Origin of the sequence: Paenibacillus sp. NRS-1781, assembly GCF_050467745.1 — a bacterium.
In the GTDB taxonomy this organism is placed as follows: Bacteria; Bacillota; Bacilli; order Paenibacillales; family Paenibacillaceae; genus Paenibacillus; species Paenibacillus terrae_A.
The window spans coordinates 1-19,784 of sequence record NZ_JBITPI010000026.1 but is presented as its reverse complement, the minus strand read 5'-3'; the positions used below and the strand labels follow the sequence as shown (position 1 = coordinate 19,784).

General features: G+C 46.6%; 21 protein-coding genes. 9 read left to right on the top strand and 12 right to left on the bottom strand.

The window, feature by feature from the left end:
* Positions 1-8 precede the first annotated feature (8 nt).
* Both ACIFO6_RS10645 and asd read left to right on the top strand, forming a co-directional pair.
* Positions 9-1,136: a YheC/YheD family protein gene (locus tag ACIFO6_RS10645; protein WP_430040656.1), complete on the top strand. Its 1,128-nt coding sequence runs from the start codon at positions 9-11 to the stop codon at positions 1,134-1,136.
* Between the two features lie 88 nt (positions 1,137-1,224).
* On the top strand, positions 1,225-2,022 hold the full coding sequence (gene asd, locus ACIFO6_RS10640) for an archaetidylserine decarboxylase (RefSeq protein ID WP_430040655.1): 798 nt from the start codon (positions 1,225-1,227) through the stop codon (positions 2,020-2,022).
* Positions 2,023-2,049: 27 nt separating this feature from the next.
* Here the strand turns inward: asd and ACIFO6_RS10635 are convergent, their stop codons facing one another.
* Positions 2,050-2,835 carry a helix-turn-helix domain-containing protein gene (locus ACIFO6_RS10635; protein ID WP_430040654.1) on the bottom strand — a complete coding sequence of 262 codons (786 nt, stop codon included), beginning with the start codon at positions 2,833-2,835 and terminating at the stop codon, positions 2,050-2,052.
* A 180-nt stretch (positions 2,836-3,015) separates the two neighbouring features.
* Between ACIFO6_RS10635 and ACIFO6_RS10630 the strand changes: the two genes are divergently transcribed.
* Complete coding sequence (locus ACIFO6_RS10630; RefSeq protein WP_430040653.1) at positions 3,016-4,314, top strand: aminotransferase class I/II-fold pyridoxal phosphate-dependent enzyme; 1,299 nt, start codon at positions 3,016-3,018, stop codon at positions 4,312-4,314.
* 118 nt (positions 4,315-4,432) lie between these two features.
* Here the strand turns inward: ACIFO6_RS10630 and ACIFO6_RS10625 are convergent, their stop codons facing one another.
* Entirely contained in the window at positions 4,433-5,767 is a 1,335-nt protein-coding gene (locus ACIFO6_RS10625; protein ID WP_430040652.1) for an ATP-binding protein, read from the bottom strand.
* Positions 5,768-5,916: 149 nt separating this feature from the next.
* Between ACIFO6_RS10625 and ACIFO6_RS10620 the strand changes: the two genes are divergently transcribed.
* Positions 5,917-6,033, top strand: a complete 117-nt coding sequence (locus ACIFO6_RS10620; RefSeq protein WP_209440990.1) for a YjcZ family sporulation protein — start codon at positions 5,917-5,919, stop codon at positions 6,031-6,033.
* Between the two features lie 112 nt (positions 6,034-6,145).
* On the opposite strand, the gene ACIFO6_RS10615 is transcribed toward ACIFO6_RS10620, so the two are convergent.
* The 5 genes from ACIFO6_RS10615 to ACIFO6_RS10595 form a co-directional block, all read right to left on the bottom strand.
* A complete protein-coding gene (locus ACIFO6_RS10615; RefSeq protein ID WP_430040651.1) occupies positions 6,146-7,369 on the bottom strand; it encodes an ABC transporter permease in 1,224 nt (407 codons plus the stop codon).
* 2 nt (positions 7,370-7,371) lie between these two features.
* Positions 7,372-8,118 carry an ABC transporter ATP-binding protein gene (locus tag ACIFO6_RS10610; protein ID WP_430040650.1) on the bottom strand — a complete coding sequence of 249 codons (747 nt, stop codon included), beginning with the start codon at positions 8,116-8,118 and terminating at the stop codon, positions 7,372-7,374.
* An 18-nt stretch (positions 8,119-8,136) separates the two neighbouring features.
* A complete protein-coding gene (locus ACIFO6_RS10605; RefSeq protein ID WP_430040649.1) occupies positions 8,137-9,528 on the bottom strand; it encodes a DEAD/DEAH box helicase in 1,392 nt (463 codons plus the stop codon).
* Positions 9,529-9,681: 153 nt separating this feature from the next.
* Entirely contained in the window at positions 9,682-10,461 is a 780-nt protein-coding gene (locus ACIFO6_RS10600; protein ID WP_430040648.1) for an SDR family NAD(P)-dependent oxidoreductase, read from the bottom strand.
* A gap of 39 nt (positions 10,462-10,500) precedes the next feature.
* Positions 10,501-10,959 (bottom strand): chemotaxis protein CheX, encoded by a 459-nt coding sequence (locus ACIFO6_RS10595; protein WP_430040647.1) that lies wholly within the window; start codon positions 10,957-10,959, stop codon positions 10,501-10,503.
* Between the two features lie 425 nt (positions 10,960-11,384).
* Here ACIFO6_RS10595 and ACIFO6_RS10590 point away from each other — a divergent pair, with 425 nt between their 5' ends.
* From ACIFO6_RS10590 to ACIFO6_RS10580, 3 genes are all read left to right on the top strand, one after another.
* The gene (locus ACIFO6_RS10590; RefSeq protein ID WP_430040646.1) at positions 11,385-12,287 is read left to right on the top strand and encodes a LysR family transcriptional regulator; all 903 of its coding nucleotides are present in this window, start codon (positions 11,385-11,387) and stop codon (positions 12,285-12,287) included.
* 62 nt (positions 12,288-12,349) lie between these two features.
* Positions 12,350-13,159, top strand: coding sequence for a histidinol-phosphatase (locus tag ACIFO6_RS10585; protein ID WP_430040645.1), 810 nt, complete (start codon positions 12,350-12,352; stop codon positions 13,157-13,159).
* Between the two features lie 113 nt (positions 13,160-13,272).
* A complete protein-coding gene (locus ACIFO6_RS10580) occupies positions 13,273-14,013 on the top strand; it encodes a GTP pyrophosphokinase (protein WP_430040644.1) in 741 nt (246 codons plus the stop codon).
* Positions 14,014-14,274: 261 nt separating this feature from the next.
* Here the strand turns inward: ACIFO6_RS10580 and ACIFO6_RS10575 are convergent, their stop codons facing one another.
* Positions 14,275-14,934, bottom strand: coding sequence for a hypothetical protein (locus tag ACIFO6_RS10575; protein ID WP_430040643.1), 660 nt, complete (start codon positions 14,932-14,934; stop codon positions 14,275-14,277).
* Between the two features lie 175 nt (positions 14,935-15,109).
* Between ACIFO6_RS10575 and ACIFO6_RS10570 the strand changes: the two genes are divergently transcribed.
* Entirely contained in the window at positions 15,110-15,325 is a 216-nt protein-coding gene (locus ACIFO6_RS10570) for a helix-turn-helix domain-containing protein (protein ID WP_430040642.1), read from the top strand.
* Between the two features lie 35 nt (positions 15,326-15,360).
* On the top strand, positions 15,361-15,573 hold the full coding sequence (locus ACIFO6_RS10565) for a helix-turn-helix domain-containing protein (protein WP_430040641.1): 213 nt from the start codon (positions 15,361-15,363) through the stop codon (positions 15,571-15,573).
* A 610-nt stretch (positions 15,574-16,183) separates the two neighbouring features.
* On the opposite strand, the gene ACIFO6_RS10560 is transcribed toward ACIFO6_RS10565, so the two are convergent.
* From ACIFO6_RS10560 to ACIFO6_RS10545, 4 genes are all read right to left on the bottom strand, one after another.
* Positions 16,184-17,056 (bottom strand): DNA-binding protein, encoded by an 873-nt coding sequence (locus tag ACIFO6_RS10560; protein WP_430040640.1) that lies wholly within the window; start codon positions 17,054-17,056, stop codon positions 16,184-16,186.
* 256 nt (positions 17,057-17,312) lie between these two features.
* Positions 17,313-17,825, bottom strand: coding sequence for a hypothetical protein (locus tag ACIFO6_RS10555; protein ID WP_430040639.1), 513 nt, complete (start codon positions 17,823-17,825; stop codon positions 17,313-17,315).
* A gap of 611 nt (positions 17,826-18,436) precedes the next feature.
* Positions 18,437-18,919, bottom strand: a complete 483-nt coding sequence (locus ACIFO6_RS10550; protein WP_430040638.1) for a hypothetical protein — start codon at positions 18,917-18,919, stop codon at positions 18,437-18,439.
* A gap of 89 nt (positions 18,920-19,008) precedes the next feature.
* Positions 19,009-19,137, bottom strand: a complete 129-nt coding sequence (locus ACIFO6_RS10545) for a hypothetical protein (protein ID WP_430040637.1) — start codon at positions 19,135-19,137, stop codon at positions 19,009-19,011.
* Between the last annotated feature and the right edge of the window lie 647 nt (positions 19,138-19,784).

Genomic DNA, 19,784 nt, shown 5'->3' with positions numbered 1-19,784 from the left:
ACATACCTATGCTGCATGTCGGCGTCATGCTCAACCCGGCAACGTACCGGGGCATCCCCGCCATGAGGACCGGATATGAATCACTCGCCAATTACGTGGACGCCGGGTTGAGCCATGAGCTAATCCCCTGCTTTCTTCGTTTGGAGAAAATTCATATACCGACTGGAACATGCCGGGCTTTTGTTAAATACGGTAACGGCTATCAGCAGATGACTCTCCCGTTGCCACGGGTCATCCACAATCGGACTCTCTATCGGCAAAACGAAAACGCCCGTGAAATCAACAGACTGGTGCAGAACGGAATTTATATCTTTAATGAACAAAACCGTTTCCGTAAGGACCACATACATGCGATATTGCAGGAAGACCCTCTGCTGCACCCCCATCTTCCGCGAACGCTACAAGGTAGTCTGGCTTCGATTCGTACTTTGATGGAGCAGATCGGAGATGTCATCATCAAACCAAGCAGCGGGAGCATCGGCAGAGGAATTATGCGCCTAAGACATTCCCGTGGTAACTGGACTTTACAATGCGCACATCCCGCTGTACCCGATCGCTGGACTACACTGCGCCTGCATGCCGGAGAACTGCCTTCATTTCTGCACAAGCGGCTGTTGCATAGTCCTCATATCGTGCAGGAAACTTTACCGCTCGCTTTGTATAACAACCGCCCTTTTGATATTCGCGTGACGGTTCAACGCGGATATGGCGGCATTTGGAGCGTAACGGGCATGTTTGCCAAAATTGCTCCCTCCCACACCTTCGTTTCCAATGTGGCGCAGGGTGGCTCAGCCCGTTTCTTGCCAGAGGTGCTGTCACAGGTACAAACGGCTCAGCCAATGAACGCAGCCCGTCTGATGAATGAATTGGAAAGGCTCGCGTTGCAAATCGTCCATAGGCTGGCACAAAAACTTCCCCGGCTCGCCGATGTCGGTCTGGACCTGGGCATTACGCAAGAAGGCAAGATTGTTTTTATCGAATGCAACGGCCGCGATCAGCGCTACGGATTCAGCCAGGCGGGAATGAACAATGTCTGGAAGGAAACGTACACTCAGCCGATGGCTTACGCACGTTGGCTTCTCGAACGGATGCCCTCGGCGGACACCGCCCGTTCACTCGACCGTCCACTGTATTGATTTACGTCACATTCTGTGTCAATATAGTTCAGAGCGGCCGGACATGTTCCGGCCAAGACGGCTCGGAAATGAACAAGGGGGATTTGAAATGGCAAAACAGTGGCTGCGGCTCATGACTGAGCTATCATCGCGCAAGTGGGTGTGCCGCGTTGTGGGTTCCTTCGCGCAAAGCGGTGCAAGCCGACTTTTTATCCCCACCTTTATACGTACGTACCAGATCCAGACGCATGAGGCCGAACAGGAATGGAAGGAATACCGTTCCCTGAACGCCTATTTTACACGCAAATTAAAAGCGGGCATGCGCCCGATTGATGCGAACGCCGAGGTGATGACCAGTCCAGTGGATGCGCGGATTACGTTCACTGGCCCAATTACGTCCGGCACGATTTTGAATGTCAAAGGTCAGGACTATACGCTAAATGAGCTGCTTAACCGTTCGCCGCGTCTTGAGAAATACACGCACGGCTATGCCTTTGTGCTGTATCTCAGCCCGACCGATTATCATCGTATTCATGCGCCGGTATCCGGTACACTGGTGGAGAAGGAGCATTTGCGCGGCAAGGTATATCCGGTGAATGACTTCGGCTTACAGCACATGAGAGCGGTTCTGAGCCGCAATGAACGACAGATTACGTACATTGCCCATGAATACGGCGAGGTGGCGGTCGTCAAGGTTGGCGCGATGAATGTAAGCAGCATCAGATACACCGATGATGAAGCTGTCTCATGGGAAAAGGGCGAGGATCTCGCCTATTTCGAGTTTGGATCAACCGTCGTTTTGTTGACCGAAAGCGCCACATTTGATCCTGACCCTGCGCTGAAGCTGGGAGATGTAGTTAGAATGGGACAGCGTCTCGGTTGCTTCCGGCACAATCCCAAAGCATAAGCGAGTTTGCTGTCACAGTTCATTCCTTCACCTGATCTCGGATGGACTTTTCCCCGTGTACTGCTTGAATTGGCGGCTGAAGAAAAAAATATCGCGGTATCCCAAAGCCTCTGCCACCTCAGTCACATTCATCCCGGCATGCAGCAACAGATGCTGTGCGCGCTCAATTCGCATGCTGATGATATGAGATTGAGCGGAAACACCCAGCAGCTCCTTGAATTTGATTGAAAAATAGCGCGGTGACAGTCCTGCTCGTGCCGCCAAATCCTCGACGCGATGAGGAAGCCCCGGATGCTGGCGCACATAATTGGCCGTTTCCCGGATAACCTCGGTGAGTTGATGGCTGGCCGGCTGCTCCTGCGGCTCCTTGCGGTCGGCACGCAGCAAATGTATCATGAGCTGCTTCAGGATTAGCCTACCCTCCTCCTCGGCCCCGTAAGCGAGTTCCAGGCGCAGACGGACGTACCTGGCAAGCATATGCTCCACCTCGACCATTTCCTCCAGCATACGGTAGCTGGCAGGGATGATCTCCGGCTGCTCGGTAAGATCAAAATGAATATAGGTAAGTACTAGCGGCTTCTGCGGGTTATGTGTGGCACGAGTATCATCCCCCGGCTTGAACAGGAAGCAGCTTCCTTTGCTTACCGGATAGGACTCCCCGTTCAATACAACCGTTCCTTCACCGCTCCATACATAAAATAAATCATAGTTTGGCATCGGCCTTTCGCGTACCTGCCATTTCCAGCCCGGCTCGCACACAATTTTGGCAAAGGCGGACAACAGGATGAACGATGACGCAGACGTATCCAGCAAAATCTGCACCTCCTTATGCTATTCTTCGTTGTCCCTGATCCTGTTAAATTATAATATAAGCGCAGAACAGCCATTACGCAAAAAAATAACGCCTTCTTTTTCATGGACGCTTTTGCGTGACGCTTACCGTGTGTGATGCTATAATATGTAATCAAAATGACTTGGAAGGATGAAACCGGAATGAATCCACTTGCAGCGCAGTTAAACCGCAACATTCAGGCAGGCAACGAGCATGTATATGAAATGCTTTCTCTTTTAGGTAAAGAGATTTATTTCCCAAAAGAAGGAATTTTGAGTCAATCAGCAGAGGCTGGGAAACTTGCCAAGAAATACAACGCTACGATTGGTATTGCTACCGAGGGCAGCGGCCCAATGCATTTGGAGGTCATTCAGGAGAAGCTGTCCGCATACAGCCCCAAGGACCTTTACCCCTATGCCCCCCCTGCGGGCAAGCCTGAACTGCGTAGTGTATGGCGGGAAAAAATGCTGAAGGAAAACCCGTCGCTCGCTGGAAAAAGCTATGGCCTACCTGTGGTTACGAACGCGCTGACTCATGGTTTGAGCATCGTTGCCGACCTGTTTACGGATGAAGGGGATGCTGTCATTTATCCGGACAAAAACTGGGAAAATTATGAGCTGACCTTCGGTATTCGCCGTCATGGACGATTGGTAAATTTCCCGTTGTTCACAGAGGATCAACGTTTTAATAGTGAGGGGTTACGTGAAGCGCTGCTAGCGCAGAAGGAATACGGCAAAGCCATCGTTGTACTGAACTTCCCGAACAACCCGACCGGGTATACACCGGGAATCGAAGAGGGCAAAGCCATTGTTGCTGCCATTCAGGAAGCTGCGGAAGCAGGCATCAATGTCGTAGTTGTAACAGATGACGCTTATTTTGGCCTGTTCTTCGAAGACTCCCTGCATGAATCGCTATTCGGTCCGTTGGCTGGACTTCATCCAAGAATTTTACCAGTCAAAATTGACGGAGCTACCAAAGAAGAATTCGTTTGGGGCTTCCGTGTCGGATTTATTACCTTTGCTTCGGAACATCAGGACGTGCTGAGCGCACTGGAGCAAAAAACACTGGGAATTATACGGGCAACGATTTCCAGCGGCCCTCACCCGTCGCAAACCTTCGTGCTGGATGCTCTCAAATCGCCGGATTTTGAGCAACAGAAGGAAGAAAAGTTCCAAATCATGAAAGGCCGTGCCAACAAGGTCAAGGCATTACTTGATAGCGGAAAATACGGAGATGTATGGAGTTACTATCCTTTCAACTCGGGCTATTTCATGTGTCTCAAGCTGAACGGCTTGTCCGCAGAACAATTGCGCACACATCTGCTGGAGCAATATGGGGTGGGAACGATTGCACTGGGTGAGCATGATCTCCGTATCGCATTCTCCTGTATCGAGGAAGAATATCTGGAAGACTTGTACGACATTGTGTATCGTGGTGTGCAGGACTTATTGAACGCCTAATCTAATCGGTCGGTATGAACTGGTTAGACTTATAGCTGATGGAACGGTGTGCCGGATGTTGCGGCATACCGTTGTTTTATATCCCCCTTGCGAACGATTCATTCACAACTCGAAGCACTTATCCCTCAGCAACCAGCAAAGATTGTTGTGCCAGCGGCAGTAAAATGATAACCTCCGTACCGGCTCCCGGCTCGCTCTCATATCGTATGCTACCGTTCATCGCTTCAATCATGCGAAAGGAGACTGCCGTTCCCAGCCCTGTCCCTACTTCTTTGGTCGAAAAAAACAAAGTGCCCACCCGCTCCAGATGCTCCGGGCTCATGCCTTTTCCAGTATCCTTGATATTCAGATATGCCTTCTCTTCCTGAACTGCCAGCTTTATGTATACCTTGCCTCCATCTTCCGCAGCCTCAATCGCATTTTTCGTGATATGAATTAACGCCTGCAACAATTGATTACGATCCGTATGTAGATATATATCATCCCTCAGCTCCGTCTGCATTCTTACGCCTTGCTTGGCCGCCATCGGTTTCAGGAGCAGAACAATCTGTTGAACCATGCCAGACAGATCCATCAGCTCTGTCTTCCCAATCTGCGGCTTCGATAAATTCAAATAGTCGCTAATGATTCTTTCAGCCCGATCTACCTCCGCCAGCGCCAGCGCCATATATCTGCGGTTTTTTCCTTCCAGCCCTGACTGGGCCATTTGCAGGAATCCTTTAACGACTGTCAACGGATTACGAACTTCGTGAGCCATGGAGGCGGCCAGTTCCCCTAACGTATTGAGACGCTCAGCATACTTGATCTTTTTTCTCATCTCTTCCCGTTCGAGGCTAAATTCCATCCAGCAAGAGGCAGCTCCGATACTTACCAATTGAATTATAGCAAACCAGAGAACTCCCTTGATCAGCTCGACTTCATCCTCATCCAGTCTGCCATTGGCCCAGGAATGCATCATAAGAATAACCAGCATGATCACATTCATCCATACACTCATGAGCAAGTTTATCCACACCCGGGGCAGCATGCCTTTGAGCTGCATAAATCTTTTTCTCACCAGGAGAGGTACGAGATAACATAGCAGCATGCTAATCAGCCCCACCCCGATGGAATCAGGTCCAACATAAATGCGTGCCATCACCATGAGTGTTATATTCACTAGTCCTGCTCCGGGTCCAAAATATAATACGGAGAGGATCAGCGGAACATATCGGAGATCCCAAAAAAAGCCGTACCAGCTATACGAGAAAATAAGACAAAGCACAGAAGAGATACCCAGCACCCCTCCCATGAGCAATGAGGCATGTTTCATATGTCGATGATCCGATAAAGTGCTATACACCAGCAAGGGTACAAAAACCAGAAATATATTCACGAGCAGCTTGTCTACCAGCATCTCGTCGTTCCCACTTTCCAAGTGATAATAATTACGTACTTCTTCTATTCTCGACAAAACGTGGCTTTTCCTCTCTATCCCTCCCTATCCGCTGAAAAAAATAAGGCGATCCGGCAATGTACCTCCACATTGGCCCACGCAATACGAAAATGCGCTTCATAATATACGGTGTATCCTACATCACGATGACCGAGAGGAGAATGAGCATGGGAGCAGAAGAAACAAGAGGCGGTTACGGTGGTTTCGGCGCATTTACGAGCACAGGAACGATTCTGGTGCTGTTCATTTTGTTAGTGATCATCAGCAAAACAATTTTCATTTAAGCAGACGGACATCTGCACCCACGGCTGACAAATGCAGCTTCCCACGAAAAAAGGTTATTCCGCAAGCAGCCCTTGCTGCTTGCGGAATAACCTTTGCTTTATCCACACAGGATTAAACCTCTTCTTCCTCTTGACCGTCCAGGCGCCATTTCTTCGCCTGAGCGCCTCGTACCAGGTATACTACCAACGTTCCACCAGCCAGCGTAAGCAGCGTGGAGATCATCCCTTCAGTTCCTCTTAACAAAAAAGGAAGCCACAGGACGACCGCAACTGGCAACAGCAGCCGGACAACAAAGTCCAGGAAAGACGCACGGCGGGTATGTGCAGGAAGCGGATAGAGCTGGAGCCATAACGAATCCTTGTGGTACTGCCTTAGCGAAGTAATCTGCACGCCGATCAGGAATATAAAAAATATATACACAGCGATACCGATCCAGCTCGTATGCGTGATCCATATAATCAACAAGCCGAGGATACCCAGTCGTATCACCATCCCCACAGGCTCTGTGCGCACAAAGGTTTTGAACAGCAGGTAACGATAAGCTCCCCTTTTGTCCCACGGTATGTTACCACCCAACCAGGACAACCAGCGACGCGGAGTCACTCTCTGCGTAAGGGCCGGCACATCAACAAACCAGCCCAAAGTACGCATCACACGGGCAGCCTGAACTCCTTCTGTACGGATCAGGTTTTCCCATGCCACCAGCAGCTTGACCGGAAAACGCAGGACAAGCACGTACACCACACCCACCAGCACGATAAACGGCAAGCTGCGCAGCGGGGGCTGCCACAGCCATGCGGCTACCAGCAGCACTGCCAGCGCCCAGCGAAGCAGACGATACCCCATACTTGCGCCGCGCGATACCATGCGCAGCTCCTGCCAGCCGCCATAGCTGAACAGCAGCTTCAGCAGCACGAACAGCAGTAGGGTCAGCAGCAGTGGCTTAGGCGCAGTATCGCTGCGGATATACAGCGGCCACGCGATCACTAGCAGCAACAGCAGGCCGAATATTTTATACACCACGCCACGGATACGGCTGGACTTAAAATAGTGGTGCATCGCATGCTCCTGCGGGCGCAGGAAGACGATATCGGCTTCATTCAAATACGTACGGAAGCTCACATGAGCGACCGGAACGGCTACAATGAGCATAATCCAGCGGATGGGCAAATCCGGCGGGATATGCATAATCAGCGACGTGTACCACGCGGCAAAGGCAATCAGCGCAAAGCCGAAGACAACCGCCAGGCCGCTCTGAATGACATAGCCGAGATAAGGCAGCACTTGTCCCCAGAACGCAACACGTCTTTCTTTATGCAAACGTTGCAAATCCATGCTCATTCCCTGCCCTGTACCAGCTCATAAAATGCATCTTCCAGCGGCATGCCCGGCTTACCTGCCTGTGCTGTCACTTCGTCCAGCGTGCCCTGTGCAATGATGGCACCCTGATGAAGCACAATGAAACGATCACAATAATTTTCAATCGTGGACAAAATATGAGAACTTAGTAAAATGGACGAGCCCGAGCGCTTCATTTCCAGCATAAAATCAAGCAGGGAACGAATACCAAGCGGGTCCAAACCCAAAAACGGCTCATCAATCACATACAGCGGCGGTCCCGCCAAAAATGCGCACATAATCATCACTTTCTGACGCATCCCTTTGGAGAGATGCATCGACATGCTTCCGCTCTTATCCCGCATACGGAACAAGTCCAGCATTTGGTCACTGCGGGTGCGGAAATCAGCTTCACTGACTCCATACGCTCTGGCGGTGAATTCCATATGCTCCATCACGGTCATTTCGGGATACAGTTCTGGAGACTCGGGTACAAAAGCAATGGCTCCCTGATACTGCTCGGGATTGTCCGCCTGCTTATGTCCCTGCACGCGGATTTCTCCCGCCTGCGGTGTCATCAGTCCCAAAATATGCTTCATCGTCGTACTTTTCCCGGCTCCATTCAGACCGATCAGCCCCACCATTTCGCCCGGCTTTACATCCAGAGAAATCTGGTGCAGCACCGGGCGCTTGGCGCTGTATCCGCCTGTCAGTCCATTAATTTGCAATACAGGCTGTTGTTCCATGGCTCCCCCTCTTCTCACTTATCCGTTCGGTTTTGACCCTTTTTCCTTCAGCCATCTTGGCGCTCCCTTGTTTTTACGATCACGCTCGCGCTGCGCTTTCCCTGCTTTGGACAAAGCTGCCCCTTTGCTCTTGCCTGGAGCCGAGCCATTTGCCGCAGTTCTGCCAGGACGACCGTTCTCACCGCGGGCAGGTGCCTTGCGGCTTTCCACTGGTGCTCCATCAGAAGTAGGTCTGGCTTCGGATGGCCTTACAGGCGCACGCTTGGCATCCACCGGACGCGGCACGACAACCCGCCCTCCGTGCAACGCACGCTCTGCAATGTCGATGCCCAGTTCACGGGAAAACTTACGCATGATGAATGTTTCACGGTCGGTAACAACCGACGCAACCAATCCTTTGCGCCCCATTCGTCCGGTCCGTCCTGCACGGTGAACATAAGCCTGACTGTCCGTAGCCGGATCAAAATGGATCACCATTTCCAGTCCCTCAATATCCAGACCACGGGCTGCCACATCGGAAGCAATCAGCACCTTGAGCTTGTCCGCACGAAACTGGGCCAGCACGTTGGTACGTGTAACTTTGTCCGCATCACCGTACAGGGATGCTGTAGTCAGTCCCATATGCTTGAGCTTGGCCTCAATCTCCCCGATGGCATTGGTGGTATTGACGAACACCAGTGCTTTTCTCGGATTAAAATGACGCACCAGTCGGCGCAGCATGTCCACCTTATCCCGTTCTTCGGATACAAAGTAATAGTGTTCCAGACCGCTGGCCGTCTTCTGGTCAGGATCAATCCCGATTTCCACGTAATCCTGCATTTCCCGCTTGGCCAGCCCTTGAATTTCGTCGTTCAGCGTCGCGGACAAAAATACGAGCTGACGGTCACGCTGGGCGGTGCCCAAGATGTTCGTGACATCGCCTGCTCCCCCGAGCTGGAACATCTGATCCACCTCGTCAATGACGATGGTTGTAATGTTGTGCATTTTCAGCTTCTTGGAAGCGATGAGCTCCCGTACACGTCCCGGTGTGCCGACCACAAGCTGCGGATGGTCCTTCAGCTTCTCGATCTGCCGTTTGATGGCCGCTCCACCGATCAGGCCGAGCACACGGATGCCGCGATGCTCCCCATAACGCTGGCCTTCGCGTACAATTTGCATTGCCAGCTCCTGACTGGGAGCCAGGATCAGCTTTTGCGTAGCCTTTTTCTGCGGGTCAATGGCTTGCAGCAGCGGCAGCAAATAAGCCAGCGTCTTCCCTGTGCCGGTCTGCGAACGCGCCAATACATGCCTGCCCTTGATCATTTCTGGTATAGCCTGCGCCTGAACTGGCGAAGGCTGCGTAATCTCATGCTCAGCCAGCTTGGTCAACAGGTCTTGTTCAACGCCGAGCGATTCAAAATTCAATGTCATGAAAAGGTCCAACCCCTATACGTAAATTCGTTACTCTCCATTATATGCGAAAACTGCCCTGCAACCAAATGCAGATCTTTAGTCCCACCTCCCTTTAATACAAAATGACAAAAAAGATGTCCCTCCACCATCACATGGTTTGCGGGACATCCTTTATTTTTTGTTCATCACGCCATGGCCCAGCCTGTCGGTCAGTCTGGGAGCAAGCTGGTACAGCTTGAGAAAAGGAGATATCCACCGTGGCAGATTAACCTCCTCCTTGCGAAGCTCCATCGCTCTCACGATGTGCTGCGCGACCTTGTCCGGCTTTAGCATAAACCAGCCTACATTACGGACATATCTGCCCGAAGGATCAGCGAGGTCAAAAAACGGCGTGTCAATCGGTCCGGGGTTAATCGTTGTTACCGTAACTCCGCTCCCGCGCAGCTCCTGCCGAAGCGCATTGCTGAACCCTAGCAGCGCATGCTTCGTTGCTGTGTAGGAGGACGATTTGGCTGTCCCGATTTTGCCTGCCATGGATGCCACATTGACGATCTGCCCCATACCTCTTGCTGTCATTTGCGGCAGAAATGCCTTGATACAGCGGACAGCGCCCATATAGTTTACATCCATCATTTGTTCAAACTCCGACAGGTCTGTCTCATGAAAATAATCAAACTTCCCGTAACCTGCGTTGTTGAGCAAAATATCGACCCGTCCGTATTGCTCCAGCACACGGGCAGCCACGGCCTCTACCTGCTCTTGACGAGTGACGTCCAGAGGGATCAGCTCATGCCTGCCACTCATTCCCGCCGACACTTGCTCCAGCCGTTCCTGCGAACGCGCAGTCAAAATAGGAATCGCGCCCTTTTCGCTCAGCAACCGTGCGCAAAGGGCACCAATTCCACTGGATGCACCTGTAATGACAACCACCTTGTTTTGCAATGTACTCATGGACATCCCTCCATATTAAAGAAACCTGCTTCTTTAATATTAAGAGATCATCACCTGAATATCCAGCTCACCAATACCTTCCATCGTAAGCGGAATATAAAGGGCACGCTGAGGTACGAAGGAGGTTAAGTTTTCCGACTTCATAACCTGCGGAGGCGTAATGTCGACTACAATCCCCTGATTGGATAAAATCGTGCTGGCATTACCGCTGATCATATTTCCCAATTCAGAAATGGCGCTTTTGCCCATCTCATCAATTTCAGTCAAAACGAATCCGCCCATCATCGCCGATACCATGCGCAACGCTACCTGTTCATTCAGGCCGAACACAATATTTCCGCTAAGCTGTCCGGTCATCCCGATCATAATCCAAATATGGTCATCCACCAGCTCGACATCTTTCACACCGAGATCGCCGGGTGAGGGAGAGATTTGGATCAATTGTTCAATGACCCGCTGCGCCGACTCCAAAAAAGGATTTATCACTTCTGCCTTCACGATCATTGCGCCCCTTTACGATGGGCTTTTAGACACACAACAAAAGTCCCATTTAAATTAGAATTTTTTAAAAAAAATGATGCATAACGAATCAACCTTCAGTAAAATACTCTCTCTATCACTTATCGACAGCTATTCAGCAATTTTTTATAGCCGAATCACAAAAAATGTGAATAATGTCCTATTCCATCGCTTGCCATCGAGTTCGAATGGGTTACTTTTGATGTATAGCAGGACTTTAGTCTTTATTTTCCAATATACCATACTTTACAGTGTTCTGCTTCGATTCATTGCCCTTCCCGCTCGAATAACCTATAATTTAATGAAATAAGCATAACGATGGTTTTACATATGCGCATGTGGATTTGTGAAAATCCTCAGCCTGTACTGCTGCGACAGAATTAAGAAAAGAGAGGAGGAACTTCATGAACATCAGTCAACTTGAAACACTTATCATGATTTCCAAAACGATGAGCTTCCGCAAAGCCGGAGAACTTCTCAACTTGACGCAGCCGGCGGTATCCGCCCAAATCAAAAGTCTGGAGGACGAGTTCAAGACCATTCTGATCGACCGCAACCAACCCGTCACCCTGACCGACCGAGGGGCTGTTTTTTTGGAACATGCAGAGCGGATCTTGAGTGTTGTCGAAGAACTACGGCAAAAATTGTACGATCTGAACGAAACGCCACAGGGTCATATTGCACTGGGCACTACAACGTCCATCGCCATTCAAATTTTACCGCGTGTACTTTCCTACTTTCAGGATCAATTCCCGCTCATCAAAACCTCCATTCAATCCATGGCTTCCTCCATGATTTATCAGCAGGTGGAAAACGGGCTTATTGATGTTGGCATTGGTTACTTGATCGAACGCAATCCAAATTTGAGCACTTCGATTTTGTATTACGATTCCTTTGAGCTTGTCGTATCGCCCACCCATCCATTGGCCTCCCAACCGCATGCTACCATTGAAGCCCTTCGTGAAATTCCACTTATTTTGCTCTCACCCGATACGGTAGGACGAAAATTCGTGGATGATGTATTTAAAAAACACCAAATTGTGCCTCATGTCGTGATCGAGTTGTCCAGCAGCGAGGAAGTCAAACGGATGGTCGAGATTAATCTTGGTGCTGCCATTATCTCCAGGCTGTCAGTCACTCCTGAGCTACGCGCGGGTACGTTGAAAATGATTCACATTACCGAGTTAGAGGTTAGCCATCCGGTAGGGGTCATTTACAAATCCGGCCGATATCTGAATTCCGCCATGCAGCAGTTTCTAAGCGATTTAAAAGGTATGCCAGAGACTAATTTTATCAGTTCTGAATAACGCGTACTCCGCTATGAACTCCATACGAAATACAAACCTTGATTACGAAAGGACGACATCCTATGAAATTTGATCTGCACACCCATCACTTCCGCTGCGGTCATGCAGACGGTAATATTCGAGACTATATCGAAGCCGGCATTCAGTCCGGTTTACAGGCTATTGGTATTTCGGACCATTCCCCCTACTTATGCAGCGAGCAGGATCAGGCTTTTCCAAACATTTATATGGCGAAATCACAGCTTGCCGAGTATGTAGAAGAGGTACAGCAGCTACAGAAGGAATATGAAGGCCGTATTGATGTGCTGCTCGGATTGGAAACGGATTATTTCCCTGCTTTTGCAGAACTATACCGTTCCACCCTGGCCCCTTATCCGTTTGACTACCTTATTGGGTCGATCCACAATGTTGAGGGAGACAGCATTTTTAACCGTAACCGTTGGAACGATGTAAGTGATGCTCGCAAAATTGAAGTCAAGCAAGCCTACTATGCGCTCATTCAAGAATCTGCGCGGAGCGGTATGTTTCAGATCTTGGGTCATATCGACGCCATGAAGGGGAATTTCCCGGCTTTCTCAGATATTCCTGCCGATGAAGCGATTGATGAAACCTTGAGAGTGATTGCAGAGTCTGGTGTGGCGATTGAAATTAACACTTCAGGCAAAACCAAGCTCAGTGGCGGGTGGTATCCGTCAGTCTCCATTTTGGAAAGAGCGCATCATTTTGGCGTAGAGGTCACTTTTGGTTCAGATGCCCATAAACCTGCGCGGGTAGGCGAAGATTGGGACGATGTAAAGGCTATGCTGAAGAATATTGGCTTCCGTGAATGGGTTTATTTTAAACAAAAACGTAAAATTCCGGTGCCGCTTTAAAATTTGTTTAGGGTGGGAATTGCTCTTCGCTGCCAACCACCTTAAACTGTACGGCTCCATTATTTTAAATATGATTTACATTTTACGACATCTATGTGTGAGGAGAATTACATATGTATCTGGAAGACCCGATGGACAAGATCAAAAAGCTAAAACATGATATCACGCGTTTTATGCTGATCTATAAATTTGCGCTCGACGAGATGGAAACCAAGATTGAAATACTAAAGCAGGAATTTCAGGCGTTGCACGATTATAGCCCTATTGAGCATACCAAATCGCGCCTCAAATCCCCTGAGAGCATCATGAACAAAATGCTTCGTAAAAATAGTGAGCTTTCCCTTGCTGCCGCCAAGGCTCACATTAAGGATATCGCGGGACTGCGCATTACCTGCTCTTTTATTTCGGACATTTATGATGTCAGCAACATGCTTCAGAGACAATGTGATTTGAAGGTGCTGGAGGTCAAGGATTACATCAAAAATCCCAAACCAAACGGTTACCAAAGTCTGCATTTGCTGATCCAGGTTCCTGTATTCATGTCCGACTGTCAGGAGCTGGTCTGCGTGGAGGTACAAATTCGGACGATTGCGATGGATTTCTGGGCCAGTCTGGAGCATAAAATCTTTTATAAATACAACCAGTCCGTTCCCGAAAGCCTGACACGCGAATTAAAAAATGCGGCAGATTCAGCCAATGCGCTTGACCTCCAAATGGAGCGTCTCCACCGTGAAATCAAGGAGATTAAAGACGCCCAAGGTGAAGATGACTCTATTGAAGAGATTCGGAAAATTATCATTAACAATCAGCAATTTTCGGTGCCAGCCAACTTTTTGAAGCTGCTCGGAGAGTAAGATTATGTAGTGATCCACCATTACGCAAATGATTTGATCTTACGTTCGCTGTTGCAACGGGATTCTCAGGATGGTATAAACCCTTTAAAGGGTAGAATCCCAGTGCAAAGGCGAACGCTTACGCATATTCGACACCTCTATAAAATTGATTATCAATAAGCATCTGTAGGCTGATCCAATCGCCTGAAAGTGTCTTTAGAAACAGTTTGCCGTTAATTAATCTTCCCGTTCTGTACATACACACCCCTCCTTAGTAAACAGTTAATAACCGGATACATAGCGGTCGATTTCGTCCTCAGCCTTCTCAATCGCTTGAATCAAGGGCATTTCAGGTTCCTCCTGTTTATATTGAATGGCCTTCTCACACGTACCTCCTGCCCCTGCCCACTCCCAATACAGATGAATGTCTACAGACTCCAGAAAATATACAGATAAGGCTTCAACAGGATTTGCAGCATACAAGTCCATAAATTCCTTGTCTGTAAGCTGATGCTGCCGAAGATATTCACCTTTCATATTGCAGAGTAGATTAAAAGTGTCTTGTTCGTTAATATAAATAGAACGGGCAATGAATTCATTGCGCCTTTCAACCGAGTTCAGTATGATTTGCATAGCGTTACGGATGTGCTCGTCTTCGGGACTGATAAGAAACATTTGAATGAGATTGTTCGTGGTCAATTTGGGGTTAAACGGGGCTAGCTCTATGATTCGTGTCCACACATTAGTGTTTCCTGTCTCAAACACTTCAATAGCGTCCGAGACATTATAGCCAATCGTTTGCCATTTACGGTTCAGAGCATCGGTGATGTGATAATAATGCATCACTTGGTCATCGCTTCCCACTTCTTGCGGCCAAACTGGTTCCATGCGAACAATGTCCAGAATGTATTGTTTGTTGACTTTGTTTCCTAGTGTAGTCATATGTATTTCCCCCGATTCTTTTTGGTAAAATGGCAATAGTAAAGCCAAGGATATGAAGCATATCTCCTTGTTTAGGATGAATTTTATAGTAAATATATACTCTTATAGCTATAAATAAAATATACTCTTGAAGATATAAATTATCAATAAAAAAATCCCGGAGGCATCTATTTAAATGTTGAAAATCAAAATTAAGCTAAAGGAAGTATTAAAAACAAAAGGAATCACTCAAAAAAACTTAGAAGCTATGACAGGAATACCCCAATCCAGAATATCTACTCTTTGTAGCGGTAATCGACAAGAAGTTAACCTGCTCATGCTAGAGAAAATCGCTCACGCTTTGGAGATCACAGACTTATCCGAATTAATTCAGTTAGAAGAAGATAACTAATGACTTCTTAATTCAAGTCAGGAGAAAAATCTAAGATGGAACTGATCATAAAACTTAAAGACGTTATGAAAGAAAGAGGCATCACTCAGTTACAATTAGCAAAAATGGCAAATGTCCGGCAAGCTGCAATATCGGAATTATGCAGAAATGCTCGGGAAGAAGTGAATTTAGCTATGCTAACAAGGATCGCCATCGCTTTAGATATTAAGGACATATCAGAATTAATGCAATTCGATGAGACAGAGTAGAGAAATTCTACAGGGAAACTGGAAGGATTAGATAAAACTCCATGTTTTTTTGGACAGACGACCGAATTTAAATGAATGAGGTTTAAAGAAACATTACATCTATGATAAAAACTCATGATACCTTATATGTATACTTCTGAAAGTTATTAACGTCTTCATGCATGATGATGTATTACAACTTCAATACAAAATAATCAAATTGCAACGAGCAAGCCTAATAATGCTCAAACGTCCAGAGTCCACCTCTCTATTCTTATGTGAAAATAGCCTGTTACATACATTTGGCGCATACCTTGATGGAAGTAAAAACGCTCCACGATTTCACTTCAGTAAAGAACAATAGGAATTCCCGTCCCTTTAGTACCTTATAGCTTTAAATAAATGAGGTCGCTTATATTTACATATAAAGGCTCGGATTAGGCGCATGGCCAATCACTCCATCTCAACACTTTGAGCTTAACATCCCAAATATAAAAGAACCATCGATGTCAGGAGGACTTCCCCAACACTGATGGTTCTCATTACAGATAATCACATTTAGTTCCAGCCGTGATTAGAAGGTGAAAAAGTTGTGATTGATCCGCTGGTAAAACTACTTAGGGGTACAATACTAACAAGAGCGAATATCACCATCACAGATACTAATGCCTTCTTCATGCTTCAACAGCTCCTTACAAAGATTTTGATACTGCTCTGTCTGCTCGTTTGAAGCATACTGCCGATAAACTTCAAATAGTACAACAAACTTTCTGAAGTCCGCATCATTAATCATATTATATGATGTTAAAAACAGTAAAATAAGCTGTACAGAATCTTGATACCTTTGATGTTTAGCATAGTAAGTAGCCCGATGATACAAGAATCTGAAATAGTGAGTTCTATTTGTAGCATCTTCGAGATTTCCAAAATCCTCAATTTTTTCTGAGAATCTTTCAAGTAGCTCATCTACATTAACCGAATGAAGCGAAGCAGTCTCCATGATCGTGACGAGTCCGGGTAATAACTCTTCCGGATTATCTTCTAAAAATTGAACATACTCAGGCAGCACGCTCAATTCTCCGGACAGCAAATCATTGGTATACAGATTTGCTTTAGCAAAAAATTTGAATCGCTCTACTTCTTCAAGTCCATTTTTATCTAGTCCCGCAAACCAGCCCAATTCCGAATACTTCAAAATGTATTCTCTGGCCTGATCGTATAGACCGAGTTTTTGAAGAGCCGTTCCCTTGGCCAGGTAACCGAACCCGTAATAGAATACCAATGGCCGTGCTGCCTTAAAGAGATAAGGAAAATTTTGAAAGCTTGCTTCTTGCGCTTCGTTATACATTTTTTCAACCGAGTTGTGTAGATAGTCAGATATGGTTGATATTTCTTCCCAGGCATGTTGCGAGAATCTCAAATGCAGTAATTCCACGCATTTATCTAACCTGTGGTGATCCGTCAATAAATAAGTAGCATCTTTCCCTTCCAAAACTTCTTCCATCCTACTTCCTCCCATTGTTTTATTCGGGCTATGGAGTATGTACGCTAAGATTCAAGTTCCAGAAATTAGAGTCATCTATTACAAATATAGACATTCATTTACCTGTGGTCAATTAATTTTTACATAAATACTATTTTTTTAATTATTTGATATGATTTAGGTTTGTTCAAACTACAAAATGAACCCTAAGCAACAACACAAAGGAAGCTCCAGACCGCCGATGAAGGTCTGGAACTCTCTTTGTGTTGTTCAGCTATTAGAGGTCGCCAGGATCTGAACCGGCAATTCCATCGAATTCCGCATTAACGTCATTATTGGCACCACGCCATTGAAGGGTGTAGCTTCCCGAACGCAAACCATCTGAGAAACCTTTAGAAGTACTTTTCCAAACAAGTGGTTGGCCACGGTAAATTGTTGTAGATCCGTCGATATATACTTTACCTGACTCATTGTGCGTTAAACTTACCTTGACTGGAGTGCTGGCATTATTTTTCAGAGTAATTTTAACATGCCCATAGCCTTTAGGAATCTCAAAGGCGCTTTGGACAGTTGCTCCTCCTTGAACTCTACTGCCGAAAGAATTTCCGATTTTTTGTGGAGTTACTACATGATCACCAGTAGTTGTTGTACCAGCATCTTGGGTCGCCGTAGTGGATGTATTCGCAGAATCAGTTACATCTGAATCCGCATAAATCGCACTTGGTAAAGCAACAGCCCCCAGCAAACTAACAGATAAGGCTGATGCAATCAATAAATTTTTCTTTTTCACAGATTATTCCTCCTTATATTTGTATAAAACTACCACCTCATCATACCAAAAGATTCCACGTATTGTAATGTTTCGACAAAAAAATAGTAATATAGTATTAAATATATTATTTAATTCCATATTAATCCTGAATTTAATTGTTCGTATTTACCTATGTCCACACGTAAGACTTATTAAAAAATCGCTTCAAATACAGACGGTCCGAGCCAGTCTGCAAGGCTGAAGCAGCTCTGATGCAAAATAGAAAAAAGGGACGACCAAGGCCGCCCTTTTTTTCATGGAATTGCGTGTTTTATATAATTACAATATCTATCCATATTGAGATCAAAGGACAAACAAATAGCAATAATTGCTCTCAGAGTCATATGCGATCCATTACAGCTGAAATGACAAAACGCAGATTACCTAAGTTTTCATATTGCAGCGTATTTCGCAGTTCTTTCGCTCTATTCCAGATCAACGTTTTCAAACATGTTATGGGGATTAAACTTCATAAACTGTACAATTTCATCAGCCGTAAAATGTCCCGCTGAATACCTTCTTGTCCATCTGCAGGTACCTTACCCATTATGAAGCCCTCCCTCTCTAAGAAGTTCACCTTCCAAAAATATTCATTCCCATATGCGAAGTCGCTTAAAAGCAAACATTAACCAGATTAGAAAAGCTTCCACAGCAAGACATCGCCAGAACAATATACTAAACCCTTCAGCAAAATGAATTGTGGCCAAAACAACAAGACCGACTAAGCAAGCACCTATATTGAAGGTACCTACTATCATAAGGGTAAAACTGAACAACTTTTCCACTAAATTATTTAGATTCATTTTCTTCAATATGACAAGCACCACAATACACAATACTGCCACGATTCCTATCTTATATCCAATAATAAACGATTTACTTAGCAGAATTCTATTTACTTCATCCTGATCATTGAATATGTATCTGATTCTTTCGACAGTAGATTCCGGAATGGATTCATACTTCTTAAAAATATAAAACGCAATTAAAGCAGAAACGGTCCAAGTCCCCAAAAATGCGGAAAGGATGATTAAAAAATACTTAATCCCTTTCTTTATGTTTTCCAATGTCATAATAATACTCCCTTGATCATTTTGTTCTCAAGTAGATACCTGGATGGCGGCGAACCATATTCGCATCGGTAGGTGAACGTCCGGATGAGTTACAGATGCAGATCAAACGGACCGGCTACATTCTGCTCCCACAGACCAGCGTCCAACCCGCTTCGCCACATCCAGGCTGCTGGGCGGCTTGCACCAGGTAGCAGCTCCGTACCAGCAGCCGTAATCAATGTCCCGACGCGGTACGTATTATTGGATCATAAACTCCACGCGGGTTCCATCCGGATAGTCATCCAGATGCGGTGCGGTTTCCCTAACGGCCGGACGAATGCATTCCGCATAGTCTGGCCGATAACGTACAGATTATCGACGACAGCGAACGTCTTATAGTCCTTTCCGAGTTCAATCCCCCGGTAGTCGATGGCTCGGGCACACGGTTCTTGGCGATGTCTGCGCCTACGACGCGGCGAGGATCTCTCGACCAGAAACTCTACATGACTAAACTTGCATAGGTGGTCTTCAGCCGGGGGGATCGACCACCGCACTGTGGAACAGCCCGGGAGGGTTGCACACCCAAGCTAGCATAGGACAAAATTAGTATTTCAGAAGTGTTCATAAATGAACTGGAATATCAGAAGAACTAGGTAGAAAGTGAAGAACGGCCCAAAATGAATAAGTAACTGTGTAAAAAAATAATACATGAGAACATTAGTGTATTTTTAATGGATAGTTAAAAACGATGATTTCAATATGATTTTTTTCTTCATCATGGGGCTCAATCACAATGACATTATGCTAGCCATCGTTCCGTATCCTTTGAGATCGTTATTCCGTTTACCTTAATAAAACCAATCCCTTAAGGAGCCATTCCTGTAAT

What these genes read in the sequence shown, in the direction of transcription:
- ACIFO6_RS10550 (WP_430040638.1), bottom strand. Translation starts at nt 18,919, where the DNA reads ATGACATTGGAAAACATAAAGAAAGGGATTAAGTATTTTTTAATCATC.
- ACIFO6_RS10590 (WP_430040646.1), top strand. Translation starts at nt 11,385, where the DNA reads ATGAACATCAGTCAACTTGAAACACTTATCATGATTTCCAAAACGATG.
- ACIFO6_RS10610 (WP_430040650.1), bottom strand. Translation starts at nt 8,118, where the DNA reads ATGGAACAACAGCCTGTATTGCAAATTAATGGACTGACAGGCGGATAC.
- ACIFO6_RS10560 (WP_430040640.1), bottom strand. Translation starts at nt 17,056, where the DNA reads ATGGAAGAAGTTTTGGAAGGGAAAGATGCTACTTATTTATTGACGGAT.
- ACIFO6_RS10575 (WP_430040643.1), bottom strand. Translation starts at nt 14,934, where the DNA reads ATGACTACACTAGGAAACAAAGTCAACAAACAATACATTCTGGACATT.
- ACIFO6_RS10615 (WP_430040651.1), bottom strand. Translation starts at nt 7,369, where the DNA reads ATGGATTTGCAACGTTTGCATAAAGAAAGACGTGTTGCGTTCTGGGGA.
- ACIFO6_RS10620 (WP_209440990.1), top strand. Translation starts at nt 5,917, where the DNA reads ATGGGAGCAGAAGAAACAAGAGGCGGTTACGGTGGTTTCGGCGCATTT.
- asd (WP_430040655.1), top strand. Translation starts at nt 1,225, where the DNA reads ATGGCAAAACAGTGGCTGCGGCTCATGACTGAGCTATCATCGCGCAAG.
- ACIFO6_RS10585 (WP_430040645.1), top strand. Translation starts at nt 12,350, where the DNA reads ATGAAATTTGATCTGCACACCCATCACTTCCGCTGCGGTCATGCAGAC.
- ACIFO6_RS10570 (WP_430040642.1), top strand. Translation starts at nt 15,110, where the DNA reads ATGTTGAAAATCAAAATTAAGCTAAAGGAAGTATTAAAAACAAAAGGA.
- ACIFO6_RS10630 (WP_430040653.1), top strand. Translation starts at nt 3,016, where the DNA reads ATGAATCCACTTGCAGCGCAGTTAAACCGCAACATTCAGGCAGGCAAC.
- ACIFO6_RS10565 (WP_430040641.1), top strand. Translation starts at nt 15,361, where the DNA reads ATGGAACTGATCATAAAACTTAAAGACGTTATGAAAGAAAGAGGCATC.
- ACIFO6_RS10600 (WP_430040648.1), bottom strand. Translation starts at nt 10,461, where the DNA reads ATGAGTACATTGCAAAACAAGGTGGTTGTCATTACAGGTGCATCCAGT.
- ACIFO6_RS10580 (WP_430040644.1), top strand. Translation starts at nt 13,273, where the DNA reads ATGTATCTGGAAGACCCGATGGACAAGATCAAAAAGCTAAAACATGAT.
- ACIFO6_RS10645 (WP_430040656.1), top strand. Translation starts at nt 9, where the DNA reads ATGCTGCATGTCGGCGTCATGCTCAACCCGGCAACGTACCGGGGCATC.
- ACIFO6_RS10605 (WP_430040649.1), bottom strand. Translation starts at nt 9,528, where the DNA reads ATGACATTGAATTTTGAATCGCTCGGCGTTGAACAAGACCTGTTGACC.